Source organism: Streptococcus bouchesdurhonensis (assembly GCF_948472335.1).
This window is the reverse complement of sequence record NZ_CAOKTW010000002.1, coordinates 267,363-282,131: the sequence shown is the minus strand read 5'-3', so window position 1 is coordinate 282,131 and position 14,769 is coordinate 267,363. Positions and strand designations below refer to the sequence as shown.

16 protein-coding genes and 2 pseudogenes are annotated in these 14,769 nt (G+C 38.9%); 8 read left to right on the top strand and 10 right to left on the bottom strand.

The window, feature by feature from the left end; translation table 11 throughout:
- Nucleotides 1-55: 55 nt before the first annotated feature.
- From murT to QMQ21_RS04145, 3 genes are all read left to right on the top strand, one after another.
- The gene (murT, locus tag QMQ21_RS04155; protein ID WP_023936978.1) at nt 56-1,399 is read left to right on the top strand and encodes a lipid II isoglutaminyl synthase subunit MurT; all 1,344 of its coding nucleotides are present in this window, start codon (nt 56-58) and stop codon (nt 1,397-1,399) included.
- Nucleotides 1,399-2,181, top strand: coding sequence for a lipid II isoglutaminyl synthase subunit GatD (gatD, locus tag QMQ21_RS04150; RefSeq protein ID WP_000263200.1), 783 nt, complete (start codon nt 1,399-1,401; stop codon nt 2,179-2,181). The genes murT and gatD overlap by 1 nt, the downstream gene beginning before the upstream one ends.
- 126 nt (nt 2,182-2,307) lie before the next feature.
- Nucleotides 2,308-3,390, top strand: a complete 1,083-nt coding sequence (locus tag QMQ21_RS04145; protein ID WP_000040911.1) for a M24 family metallopeptidase — start codon at nt 2,308-2,310, stop codon at nt 3,388-3,390.
- A gap of 18 nt (nt 3,391-3,408) precedes the next feature.
- On the opposite strand, the pseudogene QMQ21_RS04140 reads toward QMQ21_RS04145, so the two are convergent.
- The 3 genes and pseudogenes from QMQ21_RS04140 to QMQ21_RS19425 all read right to left on the bottom strand — a co-directional run bounded on the left by QMQ21_RS04140 (nt 3,409) and on the right by QMQ21_RS19425 (nt 5,381).
- Nucleotides 3,409-4,676 (bottom strand): annotated as a pseudogene (locus QMQ21_RS04140) (GHKL domain-containing protein).
- Nucleotides 4,676-5,002 (bottom strand): LytR/AlgR family response regulator transcription factor, encoded by a 327-nt coding sequence (locus QMQ21_RS19430; RefSeq protein WP_284522468.1) that lies wholly within the window; start codon nt 5,000-5,002, stop codon nt 4,676-4,678. The pseudogene QMQ21_RS04140 and the gene QMQ21_RS19430 overlap by 1 nt, the downstream one beginning before the upstream one ends.
- Nucleotides 4,959-5,381 (bottom strand): LytR/AlgR family response regulator transcription factor, encoded by a 423-nt coding sequence (locus tag QMQ21_RS19425; protein ID WP_261813967.1) that lies wholly within the window; start codon nt 5,379-5,381, stop codon nt 4,959-4,961. Before QMQ21_RS19425 ends, QMQ21_RS19430 begins: the two co-directional genes overlap by 44 nt.
- Before the next feature lie 440 nt (nt 5,382-5,821).
- Between QMQ21_RS19425 and QMQ21_RS04125 the strand changes: the two genes are divergently transcribed.
- From QMQ21_RS04125 to QMQ21_RS04110, 4 genes are read left to right on the top strand one after another with little or no spacing between them, the layout of a single operon-like run.
- Complete coding sequence (locus tag QMQ21_RS04125; RefSeq protein WP_023936973.1) at nt 5,822-6,955, top strand: ThiF family adenylyltransferase; 1,134 nt, start codon at nt 5,822-5,824, stop codon at nt 6,953-6,955.
- Entirely contained in the window at nt 6,952-7,863 is a 912-nt protein-coding gene (locus QMQ21_RS04120; protein ID WP_000205301.1) for an ABC transporter ATP-binding protein, read from the top strand. The genes QMQ21_RS04125 and QMQ21_RS04120 overlap by 4 nt, the downstream gene beginning before the upstream one ends.
- 1 nt (nt 7,864) lies before the next feature.
- Entirely contained in the window at nt 7,865-8,587 is a 723-nt protein-coding gene (locus QMQ21_RS04115; protein WP_261813966.1) for an ABC transporter permease, read from the top strand.
- 48 nt (nt 8,588-8,635) lie between these two features.
- Nucleotides 8,636-9,109: a GNAT family N-acetyltransferase gene (locus tag QMQ21_RS04110; protein ID WP_000155488.1), complete on the top strand. Its 474-nt coding sequence runs from the start codon at nt 8,636-8,638 to the stop codon at nt 9,107-9,109.
- Between the two features lie 146 nt (nt 9,110-9,255).
- Here QMQ21_RS04110 and QMQ21_RS04105 read toward each other — a convergent pair whose 3' ends face one another.
- The 4 genes and pseudogenes from QMQ21_RS04105 to QMQ21_RS04090 form a co-directional block, all read right to left on the bottom strand.
- Entirely contained in the window at nt 9,256-9,717 is a 462-nt protein-coding gene (locus tag QMQ21_RS04105; RefSeq protein ID WP_023934120.1) for an ECF transporter S component, read from the bottom strand.
- Nucleotides 9,695-10,468: a bifunctional hydroxymethylpyrimidine kinase/phosphomethylpyrimidine kinase gene (locus tag QMQ21_RS04100; RefSeq protein WP_000794755.1), complete on the bottom strand. Its 774-nt coding sequence runs from the start codon at nt 10,466-10,468 to the stop codon at nt 9,695-9,697. The genes QMQ21_RS04105 and QMQ21_RS04100 overlap by 23 nt, the downstream gene beginning before the upstream one ends.
- Nucleotides 10,458-11,207, bottom strand: a complete 750-nt coding sequence (gene truA / locus QMQ21_RS04095; protein ID WP_000199191.1) for a tRNA pseudouridine(38-40) synthase TruA — start codon at nt 11,205-11,207, stop codon at nt 10,458-10,460. The genes QMQ21_RS04100 and truA overlap by 11 nt, the downstream gene beginning before the upstream one ends.
- Before the next feature lie 312 nt (nt 11,208-11,519).
- Nucleotides 11,520-12,669 (bottom strand): annotated as a pseudogene (locus tag QMQ21_RS04090) (MFS transporter).
- Nucleotides 12,670-12,802: 133 nt separating this feature from the next.
- Here QMQ21_RS04090 and QMQ21_RS04085 point away from each other — a divergent pair.
- On the top strand, nt 12,803-12,994 hold the full coding sequence (locus QMQ21_RS04085) for a hypothetical protein (RefSeq protein ID WP_243831255.1): 192 nt from the start codon (nt 12,803-12,805) through the stop codon (nt 12,992-12,994).
- Here QMQ21_RS04085 and QMQ21_RS04080 read toward each other — a convergent pair.
- The 3 genes from QMQ21_RS04080 to cmk form a co-directional block, all read right to left on the bottom strand.
- Complete coding sequence (locus QMQ21_RS04080) at nt 12,991-13,620, bottom strand: Pr6Pr family membrane protein (protein ID WP_000033949.1); 630 nt, start codon at nt 13,618-13,620, stop codon at nt 12,991-12,993. The genes QMQ21_RS04085 and QMQ21_RS04080 overlap by 4 nt on opposite strands.
- Before the next feature lie 2 nt (nt 13,621-13,622).
- Nucleotides 13,623-13,961 (bottom strand): zinc ribbon domain-containing protein YjdM, encoded by a 339-nt coding sequence (locus QMQ21_RS04075; protein WP_001061596.1) that lies wholly within the window; start codon nt 13,959-13,961, stop codon nt 13,623-13,625.
- A 130-nt stretch (nt 13,962-14,091) separates the two neighbouring features.
- Nucleotides 14,092-14,763, bottom strand: a complete 672-nt coding sequence (cmk, locus tag QMQ21_RS04070) for a (d)CMP kinase (RefSeq protein WP_119942414.1) — start codon at nt 14,761-14,763, stop codon at nt 14,092-14,094.
- Between the last annotated feature and the right edge of the window lie 6 nt (nt 14,764-14,769).

Here is a 14,769-nt window from a genome sequence, read left to right as displayed (position 1 = left end):
GATTTTCATTGAGTATCAAATCTGTCTTTTCCCTCTTTTGTGATATAATAGAAACATGAACTTAAAAACTACTTTGGGCCTTCTTGCTGGGTGTTCTTCCCACTTCGTTTTAAGCCGTCTTGGACGTGGAAGTACGCTCCCAGGGAAAGTCGCCCTTCAATTTGATAAAGATATTTTACAAAACCTAGCTAAGAACTACGAGATTGTCGTGGTCACTGGAACAAATGGAAAAACCCTGACAACTGCCCTCACTGTCGGCATTTTAAAAGAGGTTTATGGTCAAGTTCTAACCAACCCAAGCGGTGCCAACATGATTACAGGAATTGCAACAACCTTCCTAACAGCCAAATCTTCAAAAACTGGGAAAAATATTGCCGTCCTCGAAATTGACGAAGCCAGTCTATCTCGTATCTGTGACTATATCCAGCCTAGTCTTTTTGTCATTACTAATATCTTCCGTGATCAGATGGACCGTTTCGGTGAAATCTATACTACCTATAACATGATTTTGGATGCCATTCGTAAAGTGCCTACTGCCACTGTTCTCCTTAATGGAGACAGTCCACTTTTCTACAAGCCAGCTATTCCAAATCCTGTACAGTATTTTGGTTTTGACTTGGAGAAAGGCCCAGCCCAGCTGGCTCACTATAATACCGAAGGAATCCTCTGCCCTGACTGCCAAGGCATCCTCAAATATGAGCACAATACTTATGCAAACTTAGGTGCCTATATCTGTGAAGGTTGTGGATGTAAACGTCCTGATTTAGACTATCGCTTGACAGAATTGGTTGAGTTGACCAACAATCGCTCTCGCTTTGTCATTGACGGACAAGAATATGGTATCCAAATCGGTGGTCTCTACAATATCTACAACGCCCTAGCTGCGGTTGCCATCGCCCGTTTCCTTGGTGCAGATTCCCAACTAATCAAGCAAGGATTTGATAAGAGCCGTGCTGTCTTTGGACGCCAAGAAACCTTCCATATCGGTGACAAGGAATGTACCCTTGTCTTGATTAAAAATCCAGTCGGTGCAACTCAAGCTATCGAGATGATTAAACTAGCACCTTATCCATTTAGCCTATCTGTCCTCCTCAATGCCAACTATGCAGATGGAATTGACACTAGCTGGATCTGGGATGCAGACTTTGAGCAAATCACTGACATGGACATTCCTGAAATCAACGCTGGCGGTGTTCGCCATTCTGAAATTGCTCGTCGTCTCCGAGTGACAGGCTATCCAGCTGATAAAATCACTGAAACAAGTAGTCTGGAACAAGTTCTTAAGACAATTGAGAACCAAGACTGCAAGCATGCCTATATCCTGGCTACTTATACTGCTATGCTGGAATTTCGTGAACTGCTGGCTAGTCGTCAGATTGTTAGAAAGGAGATGAACTAATGGTTTATACTTCACTTTCCTCAAAAGATGGCAATTACCCCTATCAGCTCAACATTGCCCACCTCTACGGAAATCTCATGAATACCTACGGGGACAATGGAAACATCCTCATGCTCAAGTATGTTGCTGAAAAACTGGGAGCCCATGTGACCGTTGACATCGTTTCTCTCCATGATGATTTTGATGAAAATCACTACAACATCGCCTTTTTCGGAGGCGGTCAAGACTTTGAACAAAGTATCATTGCAGACGACCTACCTGCTAAAAAAGAGAGCATTGACAACTACATCAAAAACGACGGTGTGGTTCTCGCTATCTGCGGTGGTTTTCAACTATTGGGTCAATATTATGTTGAAGCTTCAGGCAAACGCATCGAAGGACTAGGGGTCATGGGCCACTACACTCTCAACCAGACCAATAACCGTTTTATCGGGGACATCAAGATTCACAATGAAGATTTCAATGAAACCTACTATGGATTTGAAAATCACCAGGGACGTACCTTCCTCTCTGATGACCAAAAACCACTGGGACAGGTTGTCTATGGAAATGGAAACAACGAAGAAAAGGTCGGCGAAGGGGTTCATTATAAGAATGTCTTTGGTTCCTACTTCCACGGGCCTATCCTCTCTCGTAATGCCAATCTGGCTTATCGCCTAGTCACTACAGCCCTCAAGAAGAAATATGGTCAGGACATCCAACTCCCTGCCTATGAAGATATTCTCAGCCAAGAAATCGCTGAAGAATACAGTGATGTCAAAAGCAAGGCTGACTTTTCTTAAACAAAGTGAAACTATATCAAAGAACTCCGTTATCTTGTCGGAGTTTTTTTGTCTTTTCTTTTACCCTTCTCCCTTGCATTTTCTCTCTTTTTTTGCCAAAATAGAGGGGTAGAAAGAAGGTAGCATATGTCTAAATTACAACAAATCCTAACATATCTTGAATCAGAAAAACTAGACGTCGCTGTCGTATCTGACCCCGTCACAATCAATTACCTCACTGGTTTTTACAGTGATCCCCATGAACGCCAAATGTTCCTCTTTGTCCTAGCGGATCAGGAACCTCTCCTCTTTGTCCCAGCTCTTGAAGTAGAACGTGCAAGTAGCACCGTTTCCTTCCCAGTAGTGGGCTATGTCGATTCTGAAAATCCATGGCAAAAAATCAAACATGCTCTTCCACAACTTGACTTCAAACGTGTCGCTGTTGAGTTTGACAATCTCATCTTGACCAAATACCATGGTTTGAAAACAGTTTTTGAAACTGCTGAGTTTGAAAACCTCACTCCTCGTATCCAACGCATGCGCCTCATCAAATCAGCTGACGAAGTACAAAAAATGATGGTTGCAGGTCTTTATGCGGACAAGGCTGTTCATGTTGGTTTTGACAATATTTCTCTTGACAAGACTGAGACAGATATCATCGCACAAATTGACTTTGCCATGAAACGTGAAGGTTACGAAATGAGCTTTGATACCATGGTCTTGACTGGTGATAATGCTGCGAATCCACACGGCATTCCAGCAGCTAATAAGGTTGAAAATGATGCTCTTCTCCTCTTTGACCTTGGTGTTCTGGTCAATGGCTATGCGTCAGATATGACTCGTACAGTCGCTGTCGGCAAACCAGACCAATTCAAGAAAGATATTTACAACTTGACTCTTGAAGCCCAACAAGCTGCTCTTGACTTTATCAAGCCAGGTGTGACTGCTCATGAAGTGGACCGCGCTGCCCGTGAGGTCATCGAAAAAGCTGGTTATGGTGAGTACTTCAACCACCGTCTCGGGCATGGTATCGGTATGGATGTCCATGAATTCCCATCTATCATGGAAGGAAACGACATGGTCATCGAAGAAGGCATGTGCTTCTCTGTTGAACCAGGTATCTATATCCCTGGTAAAGTCGGTGTTCGTATTGAAGACTGCGGTGTTGTTACCAAGGATGGCTTTGACCTCTTTACAAGTACCAGCAAAGACTTGCTTTATTTTGATTAAGATAGCAACAAACCCTAGTTAGACAAGAAGAATCACTTCTGTTTTATGACGTCCATTCTGAATGAAATTCTTCATTGTTCCCCTATGATTGGTTACAAGTCTCTCAATATTTTTAAGCCCCCATCCCTCTGTCTGACGTTCCTTTCGTATTACCAATTCATTCTCATCAAATGAATTCTCGATAGCAATAAAGAGTTTCTTCTGAAAATATCGTATTCCTAAGATCAAGACCCTATCTTCTTTATTACTCAAGCGCATACAGGCTTCAAGACTATTGTCCAACAAATTACCAAGTAAAACCGCTAAAATATCTGGATTGATTTCCAATCGTTGAGGTACAAAACAATCAATTTCCAATTGTATGTCCTCTACCTTATCCTGTAATTTTTGATTGAGTAAAAAGTTAATTGTTGTATTCTTGGAGTAACAGACAGTTTGGTTCTCTATACTATTTGTCATGCTTTGGAGATAAGACTTCGCTTGTTCAGGATCTTCTTTTAAAAGTGCAAGGAGGATTAAATGTTGATTTTTCAAATCGTGTTGAATCCTTTGAATCCTCCTATAATCTTTTTTAGATTGTTTCATTTCTCTCAGTTGAAAGGTCATCTGTTCCGTCTCTAGTATGCTTTGATAATACCTCTGTTGTTGCTGAGAAAGATATAGGGTGAAATAGAGAGAAGAGAACGTTAACACAATGAGGGCTAATACAGAAACAAAAGAAAGATAATCCTTCTCAAACACTTGCCCTTGAATCGCTGATACTGTAAAAGCAAAACAAATGGACAAAAATGGTACAATAAACTGGTATAACCAAGTCCCTTTAGAAACAGTATAAACTAACTTTTGATGTGCACGAAAAAGTTGTCGAAGAACCAGGGTCACTAGCAATGATAAAAGAAAAGCTACAGCGAGATAAAAAAGCATGGCTATTAGATTTTCTGAAATGACTGATAAAGGGGAAAATAGTTGCACTGCTTGATTGAGTATAGTACCAGCTAGTAAAGTTAGACTCATCTGACAAAAAATCCAAAACGAAGATTCTTGAACAGCATATCCAAAATAAAGACCTAAAAAATAATACTCTGCGATACTGAGAATAAGATTCCCTACTAAGAAAAGATTAGCTCCTGAAAATAATATCGTCAACAAGGCATGGAAAAATAAAAGGAGAGAAGTAAAGATACAAATTCTCCTAGACTTTTCTTTTGGGACAGAGGTCTATAAAAGAAAATAATTCCCAAAAATAAATCAAACAGAATACTCACAATCCGCAAACTGACTAACATTAAAAATTCCTCTCACTCAGATAATAATAATACTTTTCTCTAAAAGACGTTTGAAATTTTCGGCTAATTGGAAGGTGATTTTCATCCATTCCATTTAAAATTGTGACTATTTGCGAATCAAACTCTGTCACATATCTAGGATTGATAATATAGGAAGAATGAATTTGAATAAAGTAATCAGGTAATTTCTCTAAAATATCTTTCGTTTTAAGCAAAGCTTTGTAAGTCTGATCTTTAGTGTAAATAAAGACAGCACGCTTATCCTTTTCAAAAAATACAATGTCATCTAAAGGCAGTGAATAATGCTGCTTTCCAAAAGTAAACAAATACAGCTTGCCCTAAATTCAAAAAACGTACCACTCTATCCATAGTTTTATATAATTTTTTAGAAGTCACTGGTTTAAGTAAATAATCAAAAGTCTGCACTTCAAAAACCTGCTCCATATAATCTCGATAACTGGTAACAAAGATAATCGGGATAAAAGGGTTTACCTTACGGATTTTTTGTGCCATATCAATTCCTGTTATCTGTGGCATCTCGATATCCAAAAAAACACAACTGTACTTCTCTGTCAATTGTTCTAATAGTTTTTGGGGATTCGTATAAACACTCGTTTCTATTTTGATGTCCTTATAAGATAAGAGTAAGTTTTCTAGCTGACTACCATCCCTATTAGAATCATCACAAATCGCAATTCTTAACATCAAATTCCTCACTACAAGCATGATTTTGCCAATTATAACGTCAAATACGTCAATTATGACATGCTGATAAAAAAATCGTTAATTTATTATACAATATTCTTATCAAATATGAAAGGAGTTACAAAAATGAAAAATATTCAAGTGCGTAAAGTTATTGCTAAAACTGATATTAGCTGGGGTGTTTTCTAAATTTTGGGCACCTCTAAAAACTACCTATTTTCTATGTTTAGTAACCAGAAAAGGTTGAAAAATTAGCATTTTAAAATTGAGTTTTTAGAGGAGTTCTTTTCTATTTATTCCTACTGTTGGAATTGAGTAGATAGGTTCACCATTTTCTTTCTACTTATTTCCATTTGTAATAGGAACTGGGAGTTGCAAGACGAGGATATATGATTTATAATCACCTCGTCTTCCTTTTTTAATAAAATAGTGAGGTTAAAATGAAATTCTATCATCCAAGAATAAAAGAAATATATCCTGTTTATAAACTTCATAAAAATTTATTTAGGATTGGGCTACAAATTGGTATAACCACAGAAATTAAGGATGATAATAATAAAATGTGGAATTTAGTCAATATTTTGGACGGACGTCCTTTTCAAGATATTCTCAATATCATGCTAACAAAATATGATGATTTAACTGAAGAAGACATCACAGGCGCTCTTGAACTCTTAGATAATGAGGGGGTTCTCGAAGAAGCGGGCGAAATTCAGGATATTAAAGAACGTTATCATTCAAATATATATTATTTCAGTCGCTATTTAAATAGCTTCCAAGATAGTATTGCAACACAGAAAAAAATTCATCAGTCTACTATCCTTTTACTAGGTCTTGGTGGTGGGGGTTCTAACATACTGACATTACTAGCAGGCTTGGGACCTAAAAAGATAAAAATAGTGGATTTTGACATTGTTGAGCAAAGTAATCTAGGAAGACAATTTCTATACAAGGAAGATGATATTGGCTTATCTAAAGTTCAAATTGCCCATAGAGAAGTTACAAAAATGAATTCCGATATTGAAGTAGAAACCCATAATATACGTATCACCTCTGTAAGTGACTTGATTCCTTTACTTGATGATGTTGATATTACGATATGTGTGATTGATGAACCTCAATATGATATTCAACGTATCGTAAATAAAGCAATCGTTACAAAAAATATTCCCTGTATATTTGGCGCCAGTCAAGTTAGTCGTGGTCGTGTCTATTCAGTTATCCCTTACCAAACAGGCTGTTTTGATTGTTTAAATATTTATTATACAAAAATTGACACTCTATTCCTTGAACAATTCCACGGTGTTCGTACGATTACAAAAACAATCCCTACAATAGCCTATGGTCCAGCAATATTTCAACTGACTTCTGCCATTGTTGATGAAACTATCCGATTATTAACTCAATATACGGAACCAATTAGCCTTAACCATCAATACGAAATCAATTATGAAAACGGAGCCTCATTCACACACGATTCTTGGGGACGCTATCTTGATGAATGTCCAACATGCGGCACAGGTAAAGAAGACGATTGGGAAATTTTTTCTAAGTACGGAGAATTAAAGTTATGACAACTGCAAAACTCGTAATTGATAATTTGACTAAATCTTTTGATGGTCAGCACTTAGCCAATAATCATATTTCCTTAGAAATATCACCAGCAAAAATCACGGCTTTTTTGGGACACAATGGAGCTGGAAAATCTACTCTATTGAATCAAATGATTGGTTTTACTAAACCTGACCAAGGAGATATTTTGTATGGTGATATTTCTTTTATATACAATCGTAAACAAGCACGCACCTTAATTAGTTATATGTCTCAACAATATGCCCCACTCGACAAATTAACCGTAGAACAAAATTTAGAAATACTTGGAAAAATGCGAGGATTGAGTTCCCAAGAACTAGAAAAAACAATCAGCCAGCTTCTCACTGATTTAGAAATTGAAGACTATCGTTACAAAAAAGGTAAGGATCTTTCGGGCGGTCTCAAAAGACTAACTTCCTTCGCTATGACACTAATCGGTAGCTCAGACATCATTCTTCTTGACGAACCAACAAATGATGTTGACCCCATTCGTCGTGAAAAGCAATGGCAATTATTGCAAAAGTTAGCTAGCAAGGGGCATACCATTATTATCGTTACTCATAATCTTCTGGAGGTTGAAAAATATGCAGATAATTACGCCCTCTTTAATAATGGTAGATTGCTCAAATCAGGAAAGGTTAAGCAAATCATCCATGACAAACTGTATCAGATAAGCTTTGATTTTAAGACTAAAAGTATATTAGACAAAATAGAAGATTATACAATTATCAATGGTGTTAGTTGTCAATTAGAGATTGAGGAAAGAAGTCTAGCTCCATTGATAGCACAACTGACAGAAGAACTTGGTCAAAAAACAATTTCCAATCTCTCTCTTCATCAAAAAACATTGACTATTTCTGACCTTTATAGAGAGGAGCTAACCAACTAATATGACTCAATTTTTTTACTTACTTCATTGGAACTACTTGCGCCAAAAAGAGCTTTTCATCCTTTTTACACTAGCACAGCTCCTCTTATCCATTTCTCTTCTTTTTGGCTACCCTCTAGTTATTGGCGATATCGATTCGACTACTGCCTACTATCTTTCGTCTGGTTCTGTTTTAATTGGAATTATCTCCATGGGTTGTACAATTTCCTCCCCTGTTATAGCAAATGATAAGTTGGAAGGGCATTTTGATTATATTCGTGCCTTACCCATCCCTAGGATATTCATTTCTCTCGCTGACTTGTGGATGTGGTTAATTGCCATTTTCTTGGGAGTTTTTATTTCTATTCTACTTGGGTATGTCCGTTTTTCTGTTCGTCTCCATCCATCTTTTCTTGGTGTTTTTATTGTGCTTCTGATTTGTCTTACTATGATTAGTCTGGGATTTGCTATAGCCTACACCTTTTCTCCAAATACAGTAACCCTTATGTCGCAGCTAATTCTTATGATTGGACTCATGTTCTCACCACTCATGTATCCTGCAGATCGACTACCTGAGTGGGTAAACCATCTTTACCGTGCCCTCCCTTTCGTCCCTTCCTCAAATCTTCTGCGAGCCAGCCTTTACGACTACGGAAATGTTTCTCTATTGGACATGAGTATTCTCATTCTTTGGATTATGTCAACACAGTTAATTATTTTAAGAACTCTTCATAAAGAAAAATGATTGCTCCTAAAGCTTTTCTTATAGACTAAGCCAATAAAAAGAACCTTCATGACTATTCGAAAAGCTAAACAAGAAGATATTCCTAAATTACTCGATTTATTACAACAAATCCTTACGCTTCACCACCAAGCTCGACCAGATATTTTTAAGCAAACTGGGACTAAATATAGTTCCTCTGAGTTGCAAAATATTCTCTCTCAAGAACATACCCCTATTTTTGTTTTTGAAGATGAGAAGGGACAAGTTCTCGGACACCTATTTTGTACCATAAAAGATAAAACAGATAATCCTGTTCTCCAAGAAATCAAAACCCTTTTTATCAAAGATTTATGTGTAGATCAAAATGCTCGTGGTCAAAAAATTGGTGATCAACTCTATCAATTCGCTCTCAATTATGCTAAAGAAATTGGCTGCCATAATCTAACCCTAAGTGTCTGGAATGATAACGAGGGTGCTCTCCGCTTTTATCAAAGACAAGGGATGAAACCCCAAGAAACAACAATGGAAATGATAATTGATTAAGAAGTAATCTATAAAAAGATGTTAGAAAAAGTTCAATTTCACTAGAAAATGAGGAAAATCTTCCCACAATAAAACGCATAGTATCAAGCTTTTCAAACCTGATACTATGCGTTTTTCTTATTTGAAAGACTTTTGACTCAGCCTCTTTACTTAATCTTCTTGATACTTTGACTAAGAATAAATCCTACAATCATCCCTACCATATTTTGTATGAAATTTGGTAGGATTTCTGGTAGAGCTGCAGCCCAGCCATTCATCAATGTAGAACCCAAGGCGTAACCCCCTACCATGGCAATCGTTGCCAAAACGAGGCCTAACCACTGAGTTTTTCCTTTAAATCCTGCGAAAAATCCCTGCAAGCCATGGTTGACCAAGCTAAAGAACATCCACTGAGGATAGCCTGATAAGAGGTCAATCAAGAAACCTGCTAGTCCTCCGACTACAGCTCCTTCACGACTACCAAAGTAAAAGGCCGCAAAGAAAACACCCGCATCTAAAAGAGTTAGAATACCTGTCGGTGTTGGAATTTTTAAGAAATAGCCTAGAACCACAGAAAGGGCGGTTAAGAGGGATACAAGGGCGATTTTAGTTGTTTTGGTTTGCTTCATATTGTCTTACTCCATACTGATCTGCCTGTGCAATGGCACGGTAAACGAAAGCCTTTGAGCTTTCTACTGCTGGTAAAAGTTCATCACCTTTGACTAGATGACTGGCAATGCTGGAAGCAAAGGTACAACCTGCACCAGCATTTTGCCCTTGAATGACAGGATTTTCTAGAACTGTAAAGTTTTGTCCATCATAAAAGACATCCACAGCCTTGTCCTGACTAAGGCGATTGCCTCCCTTAATAATGACTGCTGGCGCTCCTAAATCATGCAATTTCTGCGCTGCAGTTTTCATGTCTTCCAAGGTTTTGATTTCTTGACCAGCTAATAATTCTGCTTCTGGGAGGTTAGGCGTAATCACACTGACATAAGGGAAAAAGCGAATCAACTCTTGGCAAAGTTCACTAACTGCTACGTCGTGCGTTTCCTTGCAGACCAAGACAGGGTCCAATACCACAGGCACTCCTGGGCGTTTCTTGATAAAGTCCAATGCCTTCTCAGCCACACTGACAGTAGGGAGAAGACCAATCTTAATTCCCCCAAACGCCACATCACGCAAGCTATCCAATTCATGTTGAAAAATGGTATCGTCAGTTGGAAAGACTTCAAATCCTTTTTCTGTCAAGGCTGTCAAACAAGTCACTGCTACAAAGCCATGCAAGCCGTTCAAAGTATAGGTAGCCAAATCAGCTGACAGGCCACCACCACTAAAAATATCATTTCCAGAAAGTGCTAAAATACGATTATTCTTCATAACGAATCTCCTTTAAATATAAACCATTTGGTGCTGCAGTGGGACCTGCAAGCTGCCTGTCCTTTTTCTCCAAGATCAGGTCAATCTGCTCTACTGGCATACGCTTGTTGCCGATTTTGAGCAGTGTCCCCACCATATTGCGAATCTGTTTATACAAGAAACCATTTCCTGAAAAGGTAAAAGTCAAAAACTGGCCTGTCTCATCAACCCTAAGACTGGCTTCTGTAATAGTGCGAACCTTATCCTCTACACTAGTCCCAGAGGCTGTAAAGCCAGTGAAATCATGGGTTCCTTCTAGCTTTTTGACGGCCTCCTGCATCCTCTCCACATCAAGTGGGTAAGGGAAGTGGGTGGCATAGTGACGGCGCATGGGATTTTTGGGACGTCCTCTATCCACAATAAACTCATAGGTCTTGCTATGCTTGGCATAACGGCAATGAAAATCATCTGCCACAAGCTCAATCGAAATCACATCAATATCTTCAGGAGACTGGGTATCCAAGGCAAAACGAAGTTTTTCCTCATCCATTTGATAGGGCAAGTCAAAATGAAGCACCTGTCCCAGAGCATGAACCCCACTATCTGTCCTACCAGCACCGTGAACAGTAATAGCTTGCCCTTTATTTAACCTGGTCAAGGTTTTTTCAATTTCTTCCTGAACGCTACGCGCATGAGGCTGGCGCTGAAAGCCAGCAAAGGCATAACCATCATAGGAAATAGTTGCTTTATATCTCGTCATAACCTCTATTTTATCAAGAAATTAGTCTGTAAACAAGGACCTAAAACAAATATTGTATGGGTATAAAAATCTCATACTCTTCGAAAATCTCTTCAAACTACGTCAGTTTCCATCTGCAACCTCAACACACTGTTTTGAGCAACCTGCGGCTAGCTTTCTATAGTAGATTGAAATAAGATATGAATAATTCTATTAGGAAAGTCAAATTAATTTCTAGAAATATTTTAGCAGCTACAGCGTACTATTCCAAACTCAATCAACTATGCTCTTTGATTTTCATTGAGTATCAAAAGAAAAACTTAGGAATCAATCCTAAGCTCTCTTCTGAAGTAGGTACATGACAAAGATAGAGATTACAATCAACCAACCTCCTAAGATACTAAAGACCAACATCCCATTGTGAGTTAGTAAGCCAATTGCACCTAGAACGAATGGGGTCGTAAAGGCTCCGAAACTACAGCCTAAAACTGCAAATGAAGTTGCTTGATTGAGGAGTTTAGCTGGAATTCGTTCAGAGACAAGTTGAAAGACCGTCGTCAAGACTACACTATAGGCAAATCCAGCCAGAACACTTCCTGCTACTACCACCCACAAGGATGGAGACAAGGCAATCACGATTTGCCCCAAGCCAAATGTAATACCAGACCAGAGGAGCAGTTTCTCTTTAAAGATAGAAATCAAGAAAAAAACTCACTCCAGCCACAATCCCGATTAACTGCATGAGACTAAGAACAAAACTAGATAACTGGGCATCCCCCAATCCTCTTTCCACCATCAAACTTGGAATACGGATGGTAATAGCTGTATTGGTACAAACTACAGCTGCCGCTTCGATAGCTAGGGTAAAAATCAAGCCTTTCATTTCTCGAGTTAAACGACTTGCTTCCTTCGCTCTTTTCTTGACTTCTTTCTTTGATTTTCCATAAGGGACAAAGAGCAGATAAAGGGGCAGCACCAAAAATCCAGCACTATAGGCTAGAAAGATAGCTGTCCAACCAAAGGCCAACAACTGACCGACGGCCAAGGTAATGAGAGAAGCTCCAACGACCTCTGCAGAAGCGCGTAGCCCTAACATCTGAATTCGCCTTTTTCCTTGATAGCGTTCACTGATAATAGAAATGGCCTTGGCATTGATCATCCCAACACCTAAACCAAAAAGAAGCCGTGTTCCAAAGACAAAGGGATAGGCTTGGTACCAGAAAGGAGCTGTACCGCTCAATGATAAAATCAGCAAGCCCAAACTAATCTGTAAGCGCTCAGGAAATATTTTTTCTAAGAAACCATTTAGCAGTAACATCATCATGATTCCAAAGGAAGGCAAGCTCACCAAGAGCTCAATTTGTTCCTTAGAATAACCCTGATAATAGTCAAACATGGCTGGTAGGGCACTCGAAATGGAAAAGGAGGTAATCAAAACGAGGGAGAGAGCCAAAATGCTGGCCCGTTCTAAAAATTGTTTCATGAAATCTCTTTCTATATTTCTCTTAATCTTCTACTTTTTTGATAGTTATCAAAAAAGCAAGAAAAGAAGAAGCCTCATTGGTACACAGACTCCTTCTCAAACTCGAAAATGAATCCCTTGTGTCTTATACTCAATGAAAATCAAAGAGCAAACTAGGAAGCTAGCCGCAGGCTGCTCAAAACAGTGTGTTGAGGTTGTAGATAAGACTGACGAAGTCAGCTCAAAACATGGTTTTGAGGTTGTAGATAAGACTGACGAAGTCAGTAACCATATCTACGGCAAGGCGAAACTGACGTGGCTTGAAGAGATTTTCGAAGAGTATTAGAATGACTTTCTCTTGATTTGCTTGATAAAGTAGAAGATAAATCCTGCTACCATATAGGCAACAAAGATAATCAGACACCACTTGAATACGACATCCCAACCCTTGTTCACATTCAAAAAGAAGTAAGGGAAAGGATTATCCTTGGCATTTGGAATATTGAGTTTTAGAACCAAGCCATTAAAAAGAGCAAACATCATATACAGCAAGGGTAAAATGGTCCACACTGCTGGATCCCAAATCTTATATTGACCCTGTTTGTCAAAAAAGAGGGTATCCGCTAAAAACCAGATGGGAACGATATAGTGGCAAAGGAAATTTTCTAGGGTATAGAAATTAGTCGCAATGGGCGCTAAGAGGAAATGGTAAATCACACAGGTAATCATGATACTCATGGTGACCCCACCTTTTAAGCGCAAGAGACTTGGTCTTTGCCAGTTTTCACCTACACGGCTCATAACCTTTAAGAGATAGAGCGTAAAAATAGTTACTAACAGATTTGACAGAACCGTGTAATAGAGAAGCATCCCAAAACCACCATGCTTAGTAATTTCAAGATAAACTCCCGTAAAAGCCGCTAGAAACAAGAAGATACGGCTATAAAATACAAGTTTATAGTGCTTGGACATACTTAAATCTTCTTCACAAACTCTGATTTAAGTTTCATGGCACCGAAGCCATCAATCTTACAGTCAATATTGTGGTCACCTTCTACGATGCGGATATTTTTCACGCGCGTCCCTTGTTTCAAATCTTTTGGCGCACCTTTTACCTTCAAGTCCTTGATGAGAGTTACTGTATCACCGTCAGCCAATTTATTTCCATTGGCATCGATAGCAACAAGGCCCTCTTCTACATCTGCAACTTCAGCAGGATTCCACTCATAAGCACACTCTGGGCAAACCAGTAGGGCACCGTCTTCGTAGACATACTCTGAGTTGCATTTTGGGCAATTTGGTAGGTTGTTCATGGTTTCTCCTTATCATCATTCACTATTCTTTGAAAATCAAAATTTCTCGAACAGCAACTATTATACCCTAAAATCAGCATTTTGACAAATTTAGAAAAAAACCGATATCCATCTATCGGCTTTTCTACATTTACATTCTTTTTTCAGCTTCTGCTTTGATTTTTTCAACTACTTCTTGAATATTCAAACCAGTTGTATCAAGGTAGACAGCATCCTCTGCTTGTTTGAGAGGTGAAGTCTCACGATGACTATCCTTGTAGTCACGCGCAGCAATTTCCTCTTTTAGGGTTTCCAGGTCTGTTTCAATTCCCTTGGCAATATTTTCCTTGTAACGGCGCTCTGCTCTCTCATCAACAGAAGCTACTAGGAAAATTTTTAATTCTGCTTGTGGCAATACAACAGTCCCAATATCGCGACCGTCCATGACAATCCCACCTTGTTGGGCAATTTCTTGTTGGAGGGAAACTAGTTTCTCACGTACTTGAGGAATTGCTGCAATAGCAGAAACATGATTGGTCACTTCATTTTCACGGATAGGATGAGTAATATCCACATCGCCTACAAAGACAAGCTGGTCTCCAGTTTCTGAGCGTCCAAAACTAATTGGATGCTGGTCCAACAAGGTTAGAAGGGCTTCGACTTCTTCAACTCCTAATTGGTTCTTAAGAGCCATATAGGTCGCTGCACGATACATAGCTCCTGTATCAAGGTAGGTGAATCCAAAATCCTTAGCAATAATCTTTGCGACCGTACTCTTACCGCTGGAAGCAGGACCATCAATAGCAATTTGAATTGTTTTCATATCGGC